Raw genomic sequence first — 16,377 nt, 5'->3', positions numbered from 1 at the left:
GCCATTTTCAAACCATGCGCGACAGATTGACCCGACCTGCCCCGGCAATGCAAGTGGGACCTGACCATCGCCCGCGCAATCGCGCCGAAACTTGCGCCTTTTTGACGCTTTTAGGTACCTGTTACGTCGTGTTCGAATTGACCTTGCGCAACCCCGCGCGATAACCAGTTGCGAAGTTTCTTACGCGGGCCGGCCACGGGCCGGACGACCAGGAGAGGACCAAGATGACCCAAGTCGAACGCGAAGCCATGGAATACGACGTCGTGATCGTCGGCGCGGGGCCCGCGGGCCTCAGCGCCGCGATCCGCCTGAAACAGCTCGACCCCGAGCGCGAGGTCGTCGTGCTGGAAAAAGGCTCCGAGGTGGGCGCGCATATCCTGTCGGGCGCAGTGCTCGATCCGTGCGGCCTCGATGCGCTCATCCCCGACTGGAAGGAAATGGGCGCTCCCCTGAACGTCCCGGTCAAGGAAGACAATTTCTACATGCTGGGCGAGGCGGGAAAGGTCCGTATCCCCAACCTCCCCATGCCGCCGCTGATGAACAACCACGGCAACTACATCGTCTCGATGGGCAATGTCTGCCGCTGGATGGCCGAACAGGCCGAGGCCTTGGGTGTCGAGATCTTCCCCGGCATGGCCTGCTCGGAAATCGTCTATGGCGAGAACGGCGAGGTAAAGGGCGTCGTGGCCGGCGAATTCGGCAAGAACGCCGACGGCACCCCCGGACCGGGCTACGAGCCCGGCATGGAACTGCACGGTAAGTACGTGTTCCTGGGCGAAGGCGTGCGCGGGTCGCTCTCCAAGGAAGTCATCGCGAAATACGACCTCTCCAAGGGCAAGGAGCCGCAGAAATACGGTCTCGGGATGAAGGAAATCTGGGAAATCGACCCCGAAAAACACCGCGAGGGCACCGTCACCCACACCATGGGCTGGCCCCTGGGCAAGAATGCGGGCGGTGGCTCGTTCATCTACCACCTCGACAACAACCAGATCTATGTGGGCTTCGTGGTGCACCTGAACTACCGCAACCCGCACCTTTACCCCTACATGGAATTCCAGCGGTTCAAGCATCACCCGGTGGTGGCCGACCTGCTGAAGGGCGGCAAGCGCGTGGCCTATGGCGCCCGCGCCATTTCCGAGGGCGGGTACCAGTCGATGCCCAAGATGGTCGCGCCCGGCGTCGCCCTGCTGGGCTGCTCGGTCGGCATGGTCAACGTGCCCCGAATCAAGGGCAACCATAACGCCATGCTGTCGGGCAAGGCCGCCGCCGAGGCCGCCCACGCCGCCATCGAGGGCGGGCGCGCCAGCGACGAACTGGCCGATTACGAGACCGAAGTCCGCAACGGCGCCATCGGGGCGGACCTGAAAAAGGTCCGTAACGTCAAACCCTTGTGGTCCAAGTACGGCCTCACCGCCTCGCTCACGCTTGGCGGGCTCGACATGTGGACCAACACGCTGGGCTTTTCGTTCTTCGGCACGATCGGCCACGGCAAGAACGATGCCGAGACCACCGAACCGGCCAGCAAGCACAAGGAAATCGACTATCCCAAGCCCGACGGCAAGCTCAGCTTCGACCGGCTGACAAATGTCAGCTTCTCGATGACCAACCACGAGGAAAGCCAGCCTGCCCACCTCAAGCTGAAGGACCCGACCGTCCCTGTACAGGTGAACCTGCCCAAATATGCCGGCCCCTCGGCCCGCTACTGCCCGGCAGGCGTCTACGAGTTCGTGGAAAAGGACGGCGAGCAGCAATTCGTCATCAACTTCCAGAACTGCGTGCACTGCAAGACCTGCGACATCAAGGATCCGACCCAGAACATCGTCTGGACCACGCCCCAAGGCGGCGACGGGCCGAATTATCCCAATATGTGACCAACAGGCGAAATGATGCGAATGCGAGGGCGGCAAATCAGCCGCCCTCATTGCGTTGGCACGCGCCACATACTACCTTCGCGCAATCACAGACCGCAGAGGCAGGGAGCTCGTACCCGTGAAAATCCTGACCGCAGGCGCAATCGCCGCGCTGTTGCAGGGCATCGCATTGCCCGCACTGGCAGACATCAATGTCGGCGCGTACCTCGCTGCAAGGCAGGCGCGCTACCTCAACGACTTCGACGCGGCCGCCCGGTACTACACGCAGGCGCTGACCCGGGACGCGGCAAACCCCGTGATTCTCGAAAGCACCGCCATCGCCTTCATGGCGCTCGGCGACATCGACCGCGCCGTTCCGGTGGCGCGGCAGATCGAGGAACAGGATCTCGAAAGCCAGGTCGCCTTTATGGCCCTGATCGCCGAGGACATGTCGAAGGGCAACCACGACGCCGTGATCGAGCGGATCGAGGCCGGCAACGGCATCGGCAAGCTGGCCGACGGTCTGGTCATGGCCTGGACCGAACTGGCCCGCGGCGATGTCGATGCGTCCCTCGCCCTGTTCGACGAGGTCGCCGAGGAACGCGGCCTGAAGAATTTCGCCCTCTATCACAAGGCGCTGGCGCTCGCCTCCGTGGGCGATTTCGAGGCCGCGGAGGCCATCTTCTCCGGCGAGGGCCAGGATGCGCCGCTGCAGCGCACCCGTCGCGGCACCCGCGCCTGGATCACCGTTCTCAGCCAACTGGAGCGCAACGACGAGGCCATCGCCCTCCTGGACGATGCGTTCGGCACCACCCCGGACCCCGAAATCCTGGCACTGCGCGCCGAATTGGAAACCGGCCTGCCGGTTGCCTTCGACATGATCTCCGGGCCGCAGGATGGCGTCGCAGAGGTCTTCTTTTCCATAGGTCAGGCCCTGTTGGGCGACATGGGCGATGATTACACCCTGCTCTACGCCCGTGTGGCCCAGTACCTGAATCCCGATCATATCGACACGGTCCTGATGTCCGCGGAACTCCTGGAGTCGCTGGAACGCTACGAACTGGCCACCCAGGCGTACAAGAGCGTGCCGCGCGATCACCCCTCGTTCACCGCCGCCGAAATGGGCCGTGCCGAGGCGCTGCGCCGCGCCGACAAGCTGGATACCGCCATCGAGGTTCTGGGACAGCTGCGCGAGTCCCATCCCGACCTGCCCATGGTGCATGTCGCAGCCGCCGACCTCCATCGCCAGAACGAAGACTACGGCAAGGCCGTTACCGCATATGACACGGCCATCGAGCTTCTGGGCGAGGCGCAGCCGGGTCACTGGTTCATCTACTATGCCCGGGCCATCAGCCACGAACGCCAGGGCACCTGGGAGGAGGCCGAGGCCGATTTCCGCAAGGCGCTGGAACTGAACCCAGAGCACCCGCAGGTCCTGAACTATCTGGGCTATTCGCTGGTCGAGAAACAGCAGAAGCTCGACGAGGCGCTCGACATGATCCAACGCGCCGCCGAGGCGCAACCCGAGTCGGGCTATATCATCGACAGCCTCGGCTGGGTTCTTTACCGGCTGGGCCGCTACGAGGAATCCATTGGTCACATGGAACGCGCCGCCGAACTGATGCCGGTGGACCCGGTGGTCAACGACCACCTCGGTGACGTCCTCTGGGCCGTGGGCCGCGAGGTCGAGGCCCGGTTCCAGTGGAGGCGCGCGCTGTCCTTCGTCGACAAGGAAAACCCCTCTCCCGATGTCGATCCCGACCGCATGCGCCGCAAGCTCGAGGTCGGCCTCGACGTCGTGCTGCAGGAAGAAGGCTCGCCCCCGCTGGAGGTTGCCGATGACGGCGGCTGAGGGCTTCGCCCCGGCCAAGATCAATCTCACGCTGCACGTTACCGGGCAGCGTGAGGACGGTATGCACCTGCTCGATTCGCTGGTCATGTTCGCCGATGTGGGCGATCACCTGACGGTCACGTTGTCGGACACGCCGCAGCTTACGGTCAGCGGGCCGATGGCAAAGGGCGTGCCCGACGGGTCCGACAACCTCGTGCTGCGGGCCGCCGACCTGATGGGGGCCAGCGCCGATATCACCCTCGACAAGGTTCTGCCCCATGCTGCCGGCCTTGGCGGCGGGTCGTCGGATGCCGCCGCGACCCTGCGCGTTCTGTCGCGCCTGACCGACACGCCCATTCCGTCCGATGTCAGCGCGCTGGGTGCCGACGTGCCGGTATGCCTTGGCAACGGCGCCGCAAGGATGCGGGGGATCGGCGAACAGGTGACCGCCGCACGCGACCTGCCCTGCCTCCACGCGGTCCTGATCCATCCTGGCGTGCCCATGCGCACGCCCGACGTCTTTGCCGCCGTCGGCCAGAAGAACAACACGCCGATGCCCTCGGAAATCCCCGAGAACCTCAGTGCGATCGACTTTATCGACTGGCTTCGGGGGATGCGCAACGACCTGGAGTATGCCGCGATCAGCCAGACGCCCGTGATCTCACAGGTACTGGGCGCGCTCACTGTGACGGCGGGCTGCCGCATGGCCCGGATGACCGGCTCTGGCAGCAGTTGCTTCGGTCTCTACACCGGCGAGGAAACGGCCCGCGCCGCCGAAGGGCGCCTGAAAGAAGAGAACCCTGGCTGGTGGATCACCGCCACCCGCCTCAACGCGCAGCCCTGACCGCCGCTAGCGGATCCGGGCCACCACGTAATCCGACAGCGCCAGCAGCATGTCTCGCACCGGATGTTCGGGCAGTTGCGCCATCGCCGCGTTGGCCTTCGCCGTCCAGGCCAGCGCGTCTTCCCGCGTCGCCTCCAGCGTGCCGTGCTTGTTCAGCAGCCGCAGCGCCTCGTCCAGGTCGCCGTCGCGCTGGTCGCCCTTCTCGATGGTCCGCGCCCAGAACGCCCGCTCGCTCTCGTCGGCCAGCGCCACCGCCTTGATCACCGGCAGGGTCAGCTTGCGCTCGCGGAAATCGTCGCCCACGTTCTTGCCCGTGGCCTTGGCGTCGCCCTGATAGTCCAGCAGGTCATCGACAATCTGGAACGCGATGCCCAGCGCATCGCCGTAATCGAACAGCGCCTGCACCTGGTCGTCCGGGACGCCGGCGATCACGCCACCCACCTCGGTCGCCGCCGAAAACAGCGCTGCGGTCTTGCCCCGCACGATCTGGAGGTACACGTCCTCGTCCGTCTTCAGGCTGCGCGACGCGGTCAGTTGCAGCACCTCGCCCTCGGCAATCGTCGCCGCGGCGTTGGACAGGATGTCCAGCACCTTCAAGGATCCGGTTTCCACCATCAGCTGGAACGCCCGCGCGAACAGGTAATCCCCGGTCAACACGCTGGACTTGTTGTCGAACAGAAGGTTCGCCGTGGGCCGACCGCGGCGCTGCGCGCTTTCGTCCACCACGTCATCGTGCAACAGCGTCGCGGTATGGATGAATTCCACCGTCGCGGCCAGCTTCACGTCGTCCTCGCCGAGATATCCGCACAGGTCCGCCGCCGCCAGCGTCAGCATCGGCCGCAACCGCTTGCCGCCCGCCTCGACCAGGTGCGCCGTCACTTCCGGGATACGCGGCGCGTGGCGCGACGCCATCCGCGCGCGGATCAGGCTATTGACCTCGGCGAGCTTGCCCTCGAAATGCGAGGCCAGCGCTTCGTGCGGTTTGGTTGCGGCGTGGTCCAGTCCCATCAAACTCCCGTCACTCAGGCTCGACAATGCGCGTCCGGTGTCCTTAAGTCATCCCCATGAAGCATCTTCTCAGCACCACCGACCCGACCGTGATGGCATTCGCCAAAGCCTTGCTTCAGGGCGAGGATATAGACTGCTTTGAATTGGACGTAAACATGAGCGTCCTCGAGGGCGGCATCGGAATCTTCCCCCGACGCCTCATGGTCAGCGAGGATGATTATCTTCCCGCCCGCCAGGCCCTTCAGGACAACGGGATCGAGGTCGAGGCGCTTTCGTGACGCACCCGACCACCTGCGACGATTTTCTCGGCGGACGGCTGCAGATCCTGCAACCCCGGAACGGCTATCGCGCCGGCATCGACCCTGTGCTCCTGGCCGCAAGCATTCCCGCGCATCCGGGCGACACCGTGCTCGACCTCGGCTGCGGCGTCGGTGTCGCGGGGCTGTGCCTGGCCCGACGGGTGCCAGACATCCACCTGACGGGCCTGGAGCGCCAGCCCGCCTATGCGGCCCTTGCCCGACGGAACGGCACCGCGAACGAGCTGCCGTTCGAGGTCATCGAGGGCGATCTCTCCGCCATGCCCGGCACGCTCAAAGAACGGCAGTTCCACCACGTGCTGGCCAATCCGCCCTATTTCGACCGTGCCGCCAGCACCGCCGCCACCGATCCGGGCCGCGAAGGCGCCATGGGCGAGGATACACCCCTTGCAGATTGGGTCGCCGCCGCCGCCAAGCGCACCCGGCCCAAGGGCACCACCACCTTCATCCAGCGCGCCGAGCGCCTGCCAGAGCTTCTGTCCCACGCCGCGCGCCACCTTGGCAGCCTTCAGCTTCTGCCACTGATTCCCCGTCCCGGACGGGACGCGCGGCTGGTCCTTTTGCACGGACGGCGCGGCGGACGGGCCGCATTCCGGCTCCATGACGGCTGGTGCCTGCATAATGGGCAGGTGCACGTTAACGATTCCGAAAACTACACCCCGGCAACGGCTTGCATCCTGCGCGACGGCGGGGAACTGCCTTTCCCGGCCTGATTTAGGCAAGTTGTAGCTAAATCCCGCCGCCCGATTTTGCGCACGCAGCGTGACAGATTATATCTTTTGTGCTGCACTATCCCGTGCATATCAGAAAGAGGAGACGCATTCATGGCTTTGAGTTCACATGTCGAGGAACTTAAGAAGAAACACCAGGCTCTCTCGGATCAGGTCGAAGCGGCACAGCGTGCCCCGGGCACACCCGACCTCGAAATCTCAAGCATGAAAAAGCAGAAACTCCGACTGAAGGAAGAGATCGAACGACTTTCCCATTAACATGTCACGCAAAGACTGATCGGGATGCGCCTCTCCGGGCGCATCTCGTGATCATGCGGGCACCAGCGGCACCATCTCCATCTTGGCCGTCGTCTCGAACCCCTTGGCAGTCTCGGCCAGCATCCATTCCCGGAAAACCTTGATCTGGGGTTTGTCCTCGGCGCCCTTGCGACAGACAAAGCGAAACTGCGCCCCGGCGCTCACGGCCTTGCCATAGGGCGCGACCAGCCGGCCTTCCATCAGGTCCTTGATGACAAGCGCCCGGCGCCCCAGCACCACGCCAACCCCCGCCAAAGCCGCGTCCACCGCATGGTCGCCTTGCGAAAATCGCGGGCCGTGCGGCTCGGCCGGGTCCACGCCCATCGCCCGGAACCAGGCCGCCCAGTCGGTCGCCGGATCCAGAAAATCAATCGACTGGTCGACGATCAGCACCGCGTCGCGCAGGCTCTCGATTGTCGGATACCGCTCGGCCAGCGCGGGCGTCATCATCGGCGTCACCCATTCCTCGGCCAACGGCAGCGAATACAGGCCTTCGTCCGCCCCGTGGCCGAACCGGATCGCCACGTCCACCTGGTCGCGGTCGAAATCCATCAGCCGCAGCGACGCGGTGAACCGCAGCTCGATCTCGGGATGCGCCTGGGCAAACTCGTAGAGGCGCGGCGCCAGCCACTTCGCGGTAAAGGCCGGCCCCGCCGTCACCGTCAACGTGCTGCTGTCCAGCTCTCGCCGCGTCGCCGCCCAGGCCGCGGACAACGCCGAAAACCCGTCACGGCACCCCGGCGCCAGCGTCTCGCCCGCCTGGGTCAGTTCCACCGCCCTGTTAAGCCGTCGGAACAGCGGCGCGCCCAGATGCTCTTCCAGCGACTTGATCTGAAAGGACAAGGCGGCCGGCGTCACGTTAAGCTCCGCCGCCGCTTTCTGGAACGACATATTCCGTGCCGCGGCCTCAAAGGCGCGCAGGGCGGTCAGCGGCGGCATCCGGTCACTCATGTCACTAAAGTAATACTTAACTGAACACGTGAAAAGTCTCGTTTGTCGTCTTTTCTGAAAAGGCGCATGTTGAAGCCAGTCAAGTTTGTCTGAAAGGCACACCCATGATCGAGACCGCCCCTGACGCAAAAACCCGGGATGCCTACCGGGCCGCCCACTACGAACGCAGCCGTTTCTTCGGCGAAGTCTTCGGCTGGCTGTCCCGCAAACCTTCTTCCAGGTGATCGTTGCAGGTCTCTGGAAACAGAAAGGGCCGGTTCCCCTGACCGGCCCTTTCGCATTTTGTCGTGCGGGTCCCGAATTCAGACGAAGAACTGCGCCCCGTTGGCCGAAATGGTCGAGCCGTTGATGAAGCCCGCATCGTCCGATGCCAGGAACGCGACGCAACGAGCGATCTCTTCCGGCTCGCCCAGGCGGCCCGCCGGGATCTGGCCGATGATCGATTCGCGCACGTTCTCCGGCACCGCCATCACCATTTCCGTCGCGATATAGCCCGGGCAGACCGCGTTTGCCGTGATCCCGGCGCGTGCGCCTTCCTGCGCCAGGGATTTCACGATCCCGAGGTCACCCGCCTTGGTCGCGGCATAGTTGACCTGCGCGAACTGCCCCTTCTGACCGTTGATCGAGCTGATGACGATCACGCGGCCGAACTTGCGCTCGCGCATCCCCGGCCAGATCGGGTGCACCGTGTTGAACACGCCCGTCAGGTTGGTGTCGATTACGTCCTTCCACTGGTCCGGCGTCATTTTGTGGAACGGCGCGTCGCGGGTGATGCCGGCGTTGGCCACCACCACGTCGATCGGGCCCAGCTCGGCCTCGACGGTCTCGATTCCGGTCTTCGAGGCGTCGTAATCGGCCACGTTCCATTTATAGGTCTTGATGCCGGTCTCGTCGGTGAACTTCGCCGCGGCTTCGTCGTTGCCCGCATAGGTGGCGGCAACATCGTAGCCCTCCTCCTTCAGTTTCTTCGAAATGGCCTCGCCGATACCGCGGCTACCGCCTGTCACAAGGGCAACTCTCGCCATGGGAACTCCTCCAGTCTTTCTATCCAGTGTTGGTTGTCTCGGAAACTTTGCTACTCACCCTGCGCGCAAAGCGCAACATTCTTGCGCAATTCTTTTTGCCGCGGGGCACTCATCCGCTGTTCAGGAACGCCTCCGCGTCGCGCTCGCCCAATGTCCACGTCTCGCGCAGCTTTTGCGGGTCGGTAAAATCTATCTTGTCGGCGGGCGTCTCCTCGGACGGCCAGACATAGAGGCGTCCGGGCACATCCGGCAGGTTCCTGTATTGCCGGGTCAGCAGCACCAGCGTCTCGCCCTCGTCCGGTTCGGGCAACGGCGCCTGGTCGGCCATCCCGCCATCCACCACGCGCCGGTCGCCCCAAAGCGGCGGTTCGAACACCGGCGGAATCACCGCAGCCGCATTCACCAGCTCCACCAGCCGCCCGTCCCGCGCCGCTTGGTTGGCGTCGACCAGCTGCGCCGTCAGGCCCATCTTCTCGGCCCAGTCGAAATGCGGGCTGCCCACGACATGCAGCTCCGCCTCATAGGCCGCGGCCAGAGCCGTGCCCGTCATCGTCGGATTTCCGTTCGACGGCGGATGTGCGATCTGGATCTGAAAGGCCGGACCGTCCGCGACGGCCTCGCAGGCCGCCTTGTCCAGCACTGTTTCCACCACGTCGCAATAGATCCGTTGATGCGGGGTGATCCCGTCCTCGTCGGCGGCGAAGAGGTCGAGGTTGTGGTCGCGGTCCTCGAACGCGTCGCACATCACGTCCAGCAGCCGGTGCTCCAGGCCCGCGATCCACGCCGCACACGCCATCGCACCGCCGCTCACCCCGGTCACCCGCTCGGGCGTGAACTTGCGCTCGGCCTCTAGCCGGGTCAGGAAACCGCCCTGCCAGAAACACCGCAACCCGCCGCCGGAAAACACGATCTGAGGAGGGTTGTCGGGCAACATCATCTGGGGCTGTCCTGGGGCTCGGATTGAAAAACAGGCCCCGGAGGGCCTGTCTTGTCGTTTCGGATCAGTCGTTTACGGACGCTCGATGCACATGGCGACACCCATGCCGCCGCCGATGCACAGCGTGGCCAGGCCTTTCTTGGCATCGCGGCGCTTCATCTCGAAGAGCAGCGTGTTAAGAACGCGGCAGCCCGAGGCGCCGATCGGGTGGCCGATGGCAATCGCGCCGCCGTTCACGTTCACGATCGACGGGTCCCATCCCATATCCTTGTTCACGGCACAGGCCTGCGCGGCGAAGGCCTCGTTGGCTTCCACCAGCTCCAGATCATCGACGCTCCAGCCCGCCTTTTCCAGCGCCTTGCGGCTGGCGTGAATGGGGCCGACGCCCATGATCGACGGATCGAGGCCGGCGGTGGCATAGGAGGCGATCCGCGCCAGCGGCTCGATCCCGCGCTTCTCGGCGTCCTCGGCGCTCATCAGCAGCACGGCCGCCGCACCGTCGTTCAGGCCCGAGGCATTGGCCGCGGTGACCGAGCCGTCCTGAGTGAAGGCCGGACGCAGCTTCTGCATCGCGTCCATCGTGGCGCCGTGGCGGATGTATTCGTCCTTGTCCACGACCGTCTCGCCCTTGCGGGTCTTGACGGTGAACGGGATCACCTCGTCGTCGAACTTGCCCGCCTTCTGCGCCGCCTCGGCCTTGTTCTGGCTGGCGACGGCGAACTCGTCCTGCTGTTCGCGGCTGATCTGCCACTTCTCGGCGACATTCTCGGCGGTCTGGCCCATGTGATAGCCGTTGAAGGCGTCCCACAGACCGTCGCGGATCATCGTGTCGATGTATTTCATGTCGCCCATCTTGTGCCCGGCGCGCAGATGCGCGGCGTGGGGGCTGAGGGTCATGTTCTCCTGTCCGCCAGCGGCCACGACATCGGCATCACCCAACTGGATGTGCTGCGCGCCCAGCGCCACGGCCCGCAGGCCCGACCCGCACACCTGGTTGATGCCCCAAGCCGCGCTTTCGATCGGCAGGCCCGCGTTCACATGCGCCTGGCGGGCGGGGTTCTGGCCCTGCGCCGCGGTCAAGACCTGGCCAAGGATGGTTTCGGAAACTTCCGATTTGTCGATGCCCGCGCGCTCGACGATGGCTTCCAGAACAGCCGCGCCCAGGTCATGCGCCGGGGTGTTGGCAAACGCGCCGGAAAAAGAGCCGACAGCGGTCCGTGCTGCCGAGGCGATAACAACATTGGTCATAGTGTCCTCCACCATTTCTTGCTGGCCGAGGACCGAAGGGCAGCGCGTCATGCGCGGCCCCCGGATTCCCCGCATCACGCAGGGTGTACCGCAGTCGCCGCAATGCGGCAACTGTAGCCGTTGTCACAGGTCAGGCCGTCGCCGCCGCCTTGGCCGTTTCCAGCCAGGGCGGCTGCACCGTGGGCGCGCCGAAATAATAGCCCTGCAGACAATGCACGCCGATATTCTGCAAGTAGATGGCGTCATTGGGCCGCTCGACGCTTTCGGCGACGGTGACCATGTCGAACTGCTCGGCAATCGAGATCAGCGCCCGCGTCAGCACCTGGTTGTCGGGATTGTCCGCGATGCCACGAATGAACTGCCCGTCGATCTTGAGAATGTCGAAATAGAAATCGCGCAGGTACCGGAACGAGGTAAAACCGGCGCCGAAGTCGTCCAGCGCGAAACTGATGCCCTTTTTCTGCAGGTTCGCCATGAAATTCACCACCAGTTCGGGCACCAGCATGGCCGAACTTTCGGTGATCTCGAGGATCAGGCGTTCACCCAGCGTCGGGTCCTGCCCCAGCCCGCGTTTCAGCGTCCGCATCCAGCGCGGATAGCCGATGGACCGCGCCGACATGTTGATCGACAGGCGGATCTCGGGATGCTCGCGCAAGGTGCGGATGCCCTTTTCCAGCGACAGGCAATCTATGATCCGCCCCGTTTCCATCGTTTCGATCACCTGGATGAAGTCGCGCGCCGGGATGATCCGGCCAGTTTCATCCAGCACCCGTACCAGCCCCTCGTAAAAGGCCGGCCGGTCCTGCCGCCCGGACGGCACCACGGCCTGGTAGGCCAACATCACGTGACCGTGCCGCACTGCTTCCTCGACCATCTGGATCACCGACTGGTCCCGCACCGACACCGCATAGGCCAGGGGGTTGTGATGCCCCGTTGGCACGTTCGCCCACTTCAATCTCTTGTCACCCATGAATCTCTCCGTACTCCACCGCTGCCCAATAAGCGCCACGCAGTCTAAGGAATTGTTAAAAGGGGCATTTGAGTCATACTGTCCGCAACAGGCGGAACCGGGGGGCTTGAACCATGGAAAGATGCGGCTGGGTCGGCACAGATCCGATCTACGAAGCCTATCACGACACCGAATGGGGCGTGCCCGAATGGGACAGCCGCGCGTTGTGGGAAAAGCTCATTCTCGACGGCTTTCAGGCGGGCCTCAGCTGGATCACCATCCTGAAGAAGCGCGAGAATTTTCGCGCGGCATTCCAAGGCTTTGACCCGCATCTCATCGCCACCTGGGGCGAGGAGGACGTGCAGCGCCTTTTGGGCGATCCCGGCATCATCCGCCACCGCGGCAAGATCGAAGCCACCATCACCAATGCCCGCGCCTGGCAGGTGATCGAGGCCGAACAAGGCTTCGACACCTACCTGTGGTCCTGGATGGGCGGCGCGCCCTTACAGAACCGCTGGACCAGCCTCGCCGAAGTGCCCACCGAAACCGAAATATCCCGCGCAATTTCGAAAGATTTGAAGAAACGCGGCTTCAAATTCTGCGGCCCGACCATCGTCTATGCCTTCATGCAGGCCGTGGGCATGGTCAACGACCACGTCGTCACGTGTCACCGCCACGCCCCCGTGGCAGCAATGGCCACGCCGCCGCGCTGAACTTTGCCCGCGCGAAAGCTTGCCCCCGTCGCGGCTCTGGCCTAGACCGGATCCGAAGATTTCAGGGGAGGCCCAGATGACCAAATTCGACAAAAGCAAACTGCCCAGCCGCCACGTGACCGAAGGTCCCGCGCGCGCGCCGCACCGCTCGTACTATTACGCGATGGGCATGACCGAGGAGGAGATTCACCAGCCCCTCGTCGGCGTCGCCACCTGCTGGAACGAGGCCGCACCCTGCAACATCGCGCTCAACCGCCAGGCCCAGGCCGTCAAGGGCGGCGTGAAAGAGGCCAAGGGCTCCCCCCGCGAATTCACCACCATCACCGTCACCGACGGCATCGCCATGGGCCACGAAGGGATGCGCTCGTCGCTCGCCTCCCGCGAGGCCATCGCCGACACGGTCGAGTTGACCATGCGCGGCCACTGCTATGACGCCATCGTGGGCCTTGCGGGCTGCGACAAGTCCCTGCCCGGCATGATGATGGCCATGGTGCGTCTCAACGTGCCGTCGGTCTTCATCTACGGTGGCTCGATCCTGCCGGGCAAGGCGCCCCAGATCGACGAGATCCCCGAGGAATTCCGCACCCGCGACCTGACCGTGCAGGACATGTTCGAGGCCGTGGGCTGGAACCAGAACGGCACCATGTCCGACAAGGCGCTCGATACGCTCGAACGCGTGGCGTGTCCCTCCGCGGGGGCCTGCGGCGGCCAGTTCACCGCCAACACCATGGCCTGCGTGTCCGAGGCGATCGGCCTTGCCCTGATGAACTCTTCGGGCATGCCCGCGCCGTACGAGTCACGCGACCAGTATGCCGAAGCCTCCGGCCGCGCCGTCATGGACCTCTTGGAGAAAAACATCCGCGCCCGCGACGTCGTCACCCGCAAGTCGATGGAAAACGCCGCGCGCGTCGTCGCCTGCACCGGCGGCTCCACAAACGCTGGCCTTCACCTCCCTGCCATCGCCCACGAGGCGGGGCTTGAATTTTATCTCGACGATGTCTGCGAAATCTTCCGCGACACGCCCTATTTCGTCGACCTGAAACCGGGCGGTCAATACGTGGCCAAGGATCTCTACGACGCGGGTGGCATCCCCGTGGTGATGAAGGAACTGCGCAAGGCGGGCCTCATCCACGAGGATTGCATGACCGCCACGGGGCGCGCCATCGGCGAAGAACTTGACCGGATCGAGCGCAAAGCCGACGGCAAGGTGATCTACCCCATCGAAACCCCGATCACCAAGACGGGCGGCGTCGTCGGCCTCAAGGGCAACATTGCCCCCCAAGGTGCCATCGTGAAGGTCGCGGGCATCGCACCGGAACACCAGGTCTTCACCGGCCCCGCCCGCGTGTTCGAATGCGAGGAAGACGCGTTCGCCGCCGTTCAGAAACGCGAATACAAGGAAGGCGAGGTCATCGTCATCCGCAACGAGGGGCCCGCCGGCGGCCCCGGGATGCGCGAGATGCTGGCCACCACCGCCGCCCTCTCGGGTCAGGGCATGGGCAAGAAGGTCGCGCTCATCACCGATGGCCGCTTCTCCGGCGCCACGCGCGGCTTCTGCGTCGGGCATGTCGGTCCCGAAGCGGCCCATGGCGGCCCCATCGCGATGCTCAAGAATGGTGACATGATCACCATTGACGCCATCAAGGGCGAGCTTTCGGTGGACCTCAGCGACGAGGAACTGGAAGCCCGCAAGAAAGACTGGCCCGGCCCGCGCGAGACGATCTACGCCTCCGGCGCACTCTGGAAATACGCCCAGCTCGTGGGCGAGACCTACAAGGGCGCGGTCACCCATCCCGGCGCCGAGGCCGAGCGTCACGTCTACGCGGACCTCTGAGCCTGCCCGTGCGCGCGCTCCGACCAATCTGGCTGGCGGCCCTCCTGTGGTCGCTGGCCGCCTGCGGCGATCTCGGGCCGGGCGGAACGTCCGACGAACCCAACGTGGTCAAGGCACTGGCGCTCTACGATGGCGACGTGGTGGTGCGCGGTCCGCGCGGCTATTGCGTCGATGCCGACAGCGTCCGCCGCCAGCCCTCCAACCGCCTCGTGCTCCTGGGCAGTTGCGAGTCGCTCAGCGGAGAGCCGGGCGTCACCGTTCCCCCGGCCCTGATCGTGGTCAACGTCGCGGACAAGCAGCCGGGCCGCGCGCAGCCCACCGCGGCGACCATCGCCGCCAGCGCCGCCCCGAAGAAACCGCTGGCCGCGATAGATACCGACGGGCTCGCGCTGGTGCATCTGGACGCAGGCGGCGAACTGGCCCTGCCCGGAGGCGACCCGCGCTACTGGCGCGGCGGCATGGTCATCAACGACCATTTCGTAAGCCTCGCGGTCTATACACCGCGCGGCAGCACCCTTGCCGGCACGTCCGGCCGCCGCTTCATTACCGATCTCGCCCGCGCCTTGCGGAGCGCCAGTGCGCAGTAAGCCGAGGCAAGCAATGGATTGTTTCGAAACTCAGGTTAATGCTATGAAAACCTCCAGAGGGGCAGATTGTGGCACGACCAGACGGGATTGATCGACGCGGATGGGGCTGAAACGTTCAGGACTGGATTGGCTGGCCCATCGGCGCGACCTGCGGCGATGGCGACAAACCGTTCGCGACGCCACGTCGATGACGCTGGAACAGCTTCGCGCCGAACGCTCCGAAGCACGCAAGCTGCGCTACCATCTCAACGAGCTGATCAGCCATGCCGACAACCGGCTGGCCCTGCCGATGATCGGCAGCCACGCCTTCCCCAAGCCACACGGCACCGACTGGTCCTGGCGCCCCGCGATCTGGCGCGAACCGCTGGCCGTGCCGGGGCGATCCTCTGTCCTCAGCAAGACGCAACTGGGCCACGAGCTGACACTGTTTCACGACTGTCAACACTCCGAACTGACCCTGCGCCAGCTGCGCAACACCCGCGAGGCCGATCTTGCGCCCTTCGGCCTGCGCATGGACGTCTTCAGCTTCGACGGCTCTTTCCTGTCGCTCGTGCTCGACCTGCCCGAGGCGGCGGTCCGCGGCCTGCAGCAGCGTCACCTGATCCGCATGGACACCATCGTCGAGATGGAAAAGTCGCTGGAGATCTTCGCGCGGCTCAACATCAAGCACGGCCCGAACACCGAACAGATCGTGCGCGAACTGCCGCTGCACGAAGAAGAGATCATGGTCGAGTTCGACCTGGCCTATTCCAAGCTGAACGAAAAGCGGATCGAGCGCGCCTGGATCGACCTGATTTTCGAGAACCCCCAGATGAGCCAGGTCATCCTGCGCGACCTCACCTTCAGCCGCCGGCCCCGCGCGGAATTCTAGGAGGACACCGATGCAAGAGCTGACATTGACCAAGACGCGCCTCTTCGAAGGCGTCTGGGAAGGGGTCATCACCGGCGCCGGCGACCGCCGCCCGGACGTGTCGGTGACGCACCTGCAAGACAGCATCGCCGGGGTCGAAGTCGTTGAGAAACCCGAGGAACAGGCCTGGGTCCTGCGGGTGCCCATCCCCGCCGACCGCATCGCAGACGGGGTGCAGACTTTCCTGATTTCCGACAAGCAGACCGGCACCGCCCTCGGCAGCTTCTCCATCGTTTCGGGCGATGCGCTGGCCTATGACATCCGCGCCGAGGTGACGCTCCTGCGCGAAGAGCTGGACATGCTCAAACGCGCCTTCCGCCGCCACTGCCTGGAAACGATGTAGGG

At 64.7% G+C, this 16,377-nt stretch carries 17 protein-coding genes; 11 read left to right on the top strand and 6 right to left on the bottom strand.

The window, feature by feature from the left end; genetic code table 11:
* Window positions 1–224: 224 nt before the first annotated feature.
* The 3 genes from FIU85_RS13735 to FIU85_RS13725 all read left to right on the top strand — a co-directional run bounded on the left by FIU85_RS13735 (window position 225) and on the right by FIU85_RS13725 (window position 4,525).
* Entirely contained in the window at window positions 225–1,871 is a 1,647-nt protein-coding gene (locus FIU85_RS13735; protein WP_152497296.1) for an electron transfer flavoprotein-ubiquinone oxidoreductase, read from the top strand.
* Between the two features lie 118 nt (window positions 1,872–1,989).
* A complete protein-coding gene (locus FIU85_RS13730) occupies window positions 1,990–3,702 on the top strand; it encodes a tetratricopeptide repeat protein (protein WP_254702902.1) in 1,713 nt (570 codons plus the stop codon).
* On the top strand, window positions 3,689–4,525 hold the full coding sequence (locus FIU85_RS13725) for a 4-(cytidine 5'-diphospho)-2-C-methyl-D-erythritol kinase (RefSeq protein ID WP_152497295.1): 837 nt from the start codon (window positions 3,689–3,691) through the stop codon (window positions 4,523–4,525). Before FIU85_RS13730 ends, FIU85_RS13725 begins: the two co-directional genes overlap by 14 nt.
* Before the next feature lie 6 nt (window positions 4,526–4,531).
* Here the strand turns inward: FIU85_RS13725 and FIU85_RS13720 are convergent, their stop codons facing one another.
* On the bottom strand, window positions 4,532–5,533 hold the full coding sequence (locus tag FIU85_RS13720) for a polyprenyl synthetase family protein (RefSeq protein ID WP_152497294.1): 1,002 nt from the start codon (window positions 5,531–5,533) through the stop codon (window positions 4,532–4,534).
* Window positions 5,534–5,589: 56 nt separating this feature from the next.
* On the opposite strand from FIU85_RS13720, the gene FIU85_RS13715 reads away from it, so the two are divergent.
* The 3 genes from FIU85_RS13715 to FIU85_RS13705 all read left to right on the top strand — a co-directional run bounded on the left by FIU85_RS13715 (window position 5,590) and on the right by FIU85_RS13705 (window position 6,839).
* On the top strand, window positions 5,590–5,811 hold the full coding sequence (locus FIU85_RS13715) for a DUF2007 domain-containing protein (protein ID WP_152493880.1): 222 nt from the start codon (window positions 5,590–5,592) through the stop codon (window positions 5,809–5,811).
* The gene (locus FIU85_RS13710) at window positions 5,808–6,563 is read left to right on the top strand and encodes a tRNA1(Val) (adenine(37)-N6)-methyltransferase (protein ID WP_254702901.1); all 756 of its coding nucleotides are present in this window, start codon (window positions 5,808–5,810) and stop codon (window positions 6,561–6,563) included. The genes FIU85_RS13715 and FIU85_RS13710 overlap by 4 nt, the downstream gene beginning before the upstream one ends.
* Window positions 6,564–6,674: 111 nt before the next feature.
* The gene (locus FIU85_RS13705; RefSeq protein WP_082630751.1) at window positions 6,675–6,839 is read left to right on the top strand and encodes a YdcH family protein; all 165 of its coding nucleotides are present in this window, start codon (window positions 6,675–6,677) and stop codon (window positions 6,837–6,839) included.
* A 51-nt stretch (window positions 6,840–6,890) separates the two neighbouring features.
* On the opposite strand, the gene FIU85_RS13700 is transcribed toward FIU85_RS13705, so the two are convergent.
* The 5 genes from FIU85_RS13700 to FIU85_RS13680 all read right to left on the bottom strand — a co-directional run bounded on the left by FIU85_RS13700 (window position 6,891) and on the right by FIU85_RS13680 (window position 12,009).
* The gene (locus FIU85_RS13700; RefSeq protein WP_152497293.1) at window positions 6,891–7,829 is read right to left on the bottom strand and encodes a transcriptional regulator GcvA; all 939 of its coding nucleotides are present in this window, start codon (window positions 7,827–7,829) and stop codon (window positions 6,891–6,893) included.
* Between the two features lie 302 nt (window positions 7,830–8,131).
* Window positions 8,132–8,854, bottom strand: a complete 723-nt coding sequence (gene phbB / locus FIU85_RS13695; RefSeq protein ID WP_152497292.1) for an acetoacetyl-CoA reductase — start codon at window positions 8,852–8,854, stop codon at window positions 8,132–8,134.
* Between the two features lie 109 nt (window positions 8,855–8,963).
* Entirely contained in the window at window positions 8,964–9,791 is an 828-nt protein-coding gene (locus tag FIU85_RS13690) for a patatin-like phospholipase family protein (protein ID WP_152497291.1), read from the bottom strand.
* 72 nt (window positions 9,792–9,863) lie between these two features.
* Entirely contained in the window at window positions 9,864–11,039 is a 1,176-nt protein-coding gene (locus FIU85_RS13685) for an acetyl-CoA C-acetyltransferase (RefSeq protein WP_152497290.1), read from the bottom strand.
* Between the two features lie 130 nt (window positions 11,040–11,169).
* A complete protein-coding gene (locus FIU85_RS13680) occupies window positions 11,170–12,009 on the bottom strand; it encodes an EAL domain-containing protein (RefSeq protein WP_152497289.1) in 840 nt (279 codons plus the stop codon).
* A gap of 113 nt (window positions 12,010–12,122) precedes the next feature.
* Here FIU85_RS13680 and FIU85_RS13675 point away from each other — a divergent pair, with 113 nt between their 5' ends.
* The 5 genes from FIU85_RS13675 to FIU85_RS13655 all read left to right on the top strand — a co-directional run bounded on the left by FIU85_RS13675 (window position 12,123) and on the right by FIU85_RS13655 (window position 16,375).
* Window positions 12,123–12,701, top strand: coding sequence for a DNA-3-methyladenine glycosylase I (locus tag FIU85_RS13675; protein WP_152497288.1), 579 nt, complete (start codon window positions 12,123–12,125; stop codon window positions 12,699–12,701).
* A 76-nt stretch (window positions 12,702–12,777) separates the two neighbouring features.
* Window positions 12,778–14,535, top strand: a complete 1,758-nt coding sequence (gene ilvD, locus FIU85_RS13670; RefSeq protein ID WP_152497287.1) for a dihydroxy-acid dehydratase — start codon at window positions 12,778–12,780, stop codon at window positions 14,533–14,535.
* Between the two features lie 8 nt (window positions 14,536–14,543).
* Window positions 14,544–15,122 carry a hypothetical protein gene (locus FIU85_RS13665; protein ID WP_152493888.1) on the top strand — a complete coding sequence of 193 codons (579 nt, stop codon included), beginning with the start codon at window positions 14,544–14,546 and terminating at the stop codon, window positions 15,120–15,122.
* Window positions 15,123–15,222: 100 nt separating this feature from the next.
* The gene (locus FIU85_RS13660) at window positions 15,223–15,993 is read left to right on the top strand and encodes a DUF6478 family protein (RefSeq protein ID WP_152493889.1); all 771 of its coding nucleotides are present in this window, start codon (window positions 15,223–15,225) and stop codon (window positions 15,991–15,993) included.
* 10 nt (window positions 15,994–16,003) lie between these two features.
* The gene (locus FIU85_RS13655) at window positions 16,004–16,375 is read left to right on the top strand and encodes a hypothetical protein (protein ID WP_152493890.1); all 372 of its coding nucleotides are present in this window, start codon (window positions 16,004–16,006) and stop codon (window positions 16,373–16,375) included.
* Window positions 16,376–16,377: the final 2 nt, after the last annotated feature.

Origin of the sequence: Roseovarius sp. THAF8, assembly GCF_009363735.1 — a bacterium.
GTDB lineage: Bacteria > Pseudomonadota > Alphaproteobacteria > Rhodobacterales > Rhodobacteraceae > Roseovarius.
This window is presented reverse-complemented; position numbering and strand designations above follow the sequence as displayed.

Bases quoted from the DNA above. Each gene is read 5' to 3' on its own strand.
- FIU85_RS13735 (WP_152497296.1), top strand. From the start codon at position 225: ATGACCCAAGTCGAACGCGAAGCCATGGAATACGACGTCGTGATCGTC.
- FIU85_RS13725 (WP_152497295.1), top strand. From the start codon at position 3,689: ATGACGGCGGCTGAGGGCTTCGCCCCGGCCAAGATCAATCTCACGCTG.
- FIU85_RS13720 (WP_152497294.1), bottom strand. From the start codon at position 5,533: ATGGGACTGGACCACGCCGCAACCAAACCGCACGAAGCGCTGGCCTCG.
- FIU85_RS13715 (WP_152493880.1), top strand. From the start codon at position 5,590: ATGAAGCATCTTCTCAGCACCACCGACCCGACCGTGATGGCATTCGCC.
- FIU85_RS13705 (WP_082630751.1), top strand. From the start codon at position 6,675: ATGGCTTTGAGTTCACATGTCGAGGAACTTAAGAAGAAACACCAGGCT.
- FIU85_RS13700 (WP_152497293.1), bottom strand. From the start codon at position 7,829: ATGAGTGACCGGATGCCGCCGCTGACCGCCCTGCGCGCCTTTGAGGCC.
- phbB (WP_152497292.1), bottom strand. From the start codon at position 8,854: ATGGCGAGAGTTGCCCTTGTGACAGGCGGTAGCCGCGGTATCGGCGAG.
- FIU85_RS13690 (WP_152497291.1), bottom strand. From the start codon at position 9,791: ATGATGTTGCCCGACAACCCTCCTCAGATCGTGTTTTCCGGCGGCGGG.
- FIU85_RS13685 (WP_152497290.1), bottom strand. From the start codon at position 11,039: ATGACCAATGTTGTTATCGCCTCGGCAGCACGGACCGCTGTCGGCTCT.
- FIU85_RS13680 (WP_152497289.1), bottom strand. From the start codon at position 12,009: ATGGGTGACAAGAGATTGAAGTGGGCGAACGTGCCAACGGGGCATCAC.
- FIU85_RS13675 (WP_152497288.1), top strand. From the start codon at position 12,123: ATGGAAAGATGCGGCTGGGTCGGCACAGATCCGATCTACGAAGCCTAT.
- ilvD (WP_152497287.1), top strand. From the start codon at position 12,778: ATGACCAAATTCGACAAAAGCAAACTGCCCAGCCGCCACGTGACCGAA.
- FIU85_RS13660 (WP_152493889.1), top strand. From the start codon at position 15,223: ATGGGGCTGAAACGTTCAGGACTGGATTGGCTGGCCCATCGGCGCGAC.
- FIU85_RS13655 (WP_152493890.1), top strand. From the start codon at position 16,004: ATGCAAGAGCTGACATTGACCAAGACGCGCCTCTTCGAAGGCGTCTGG.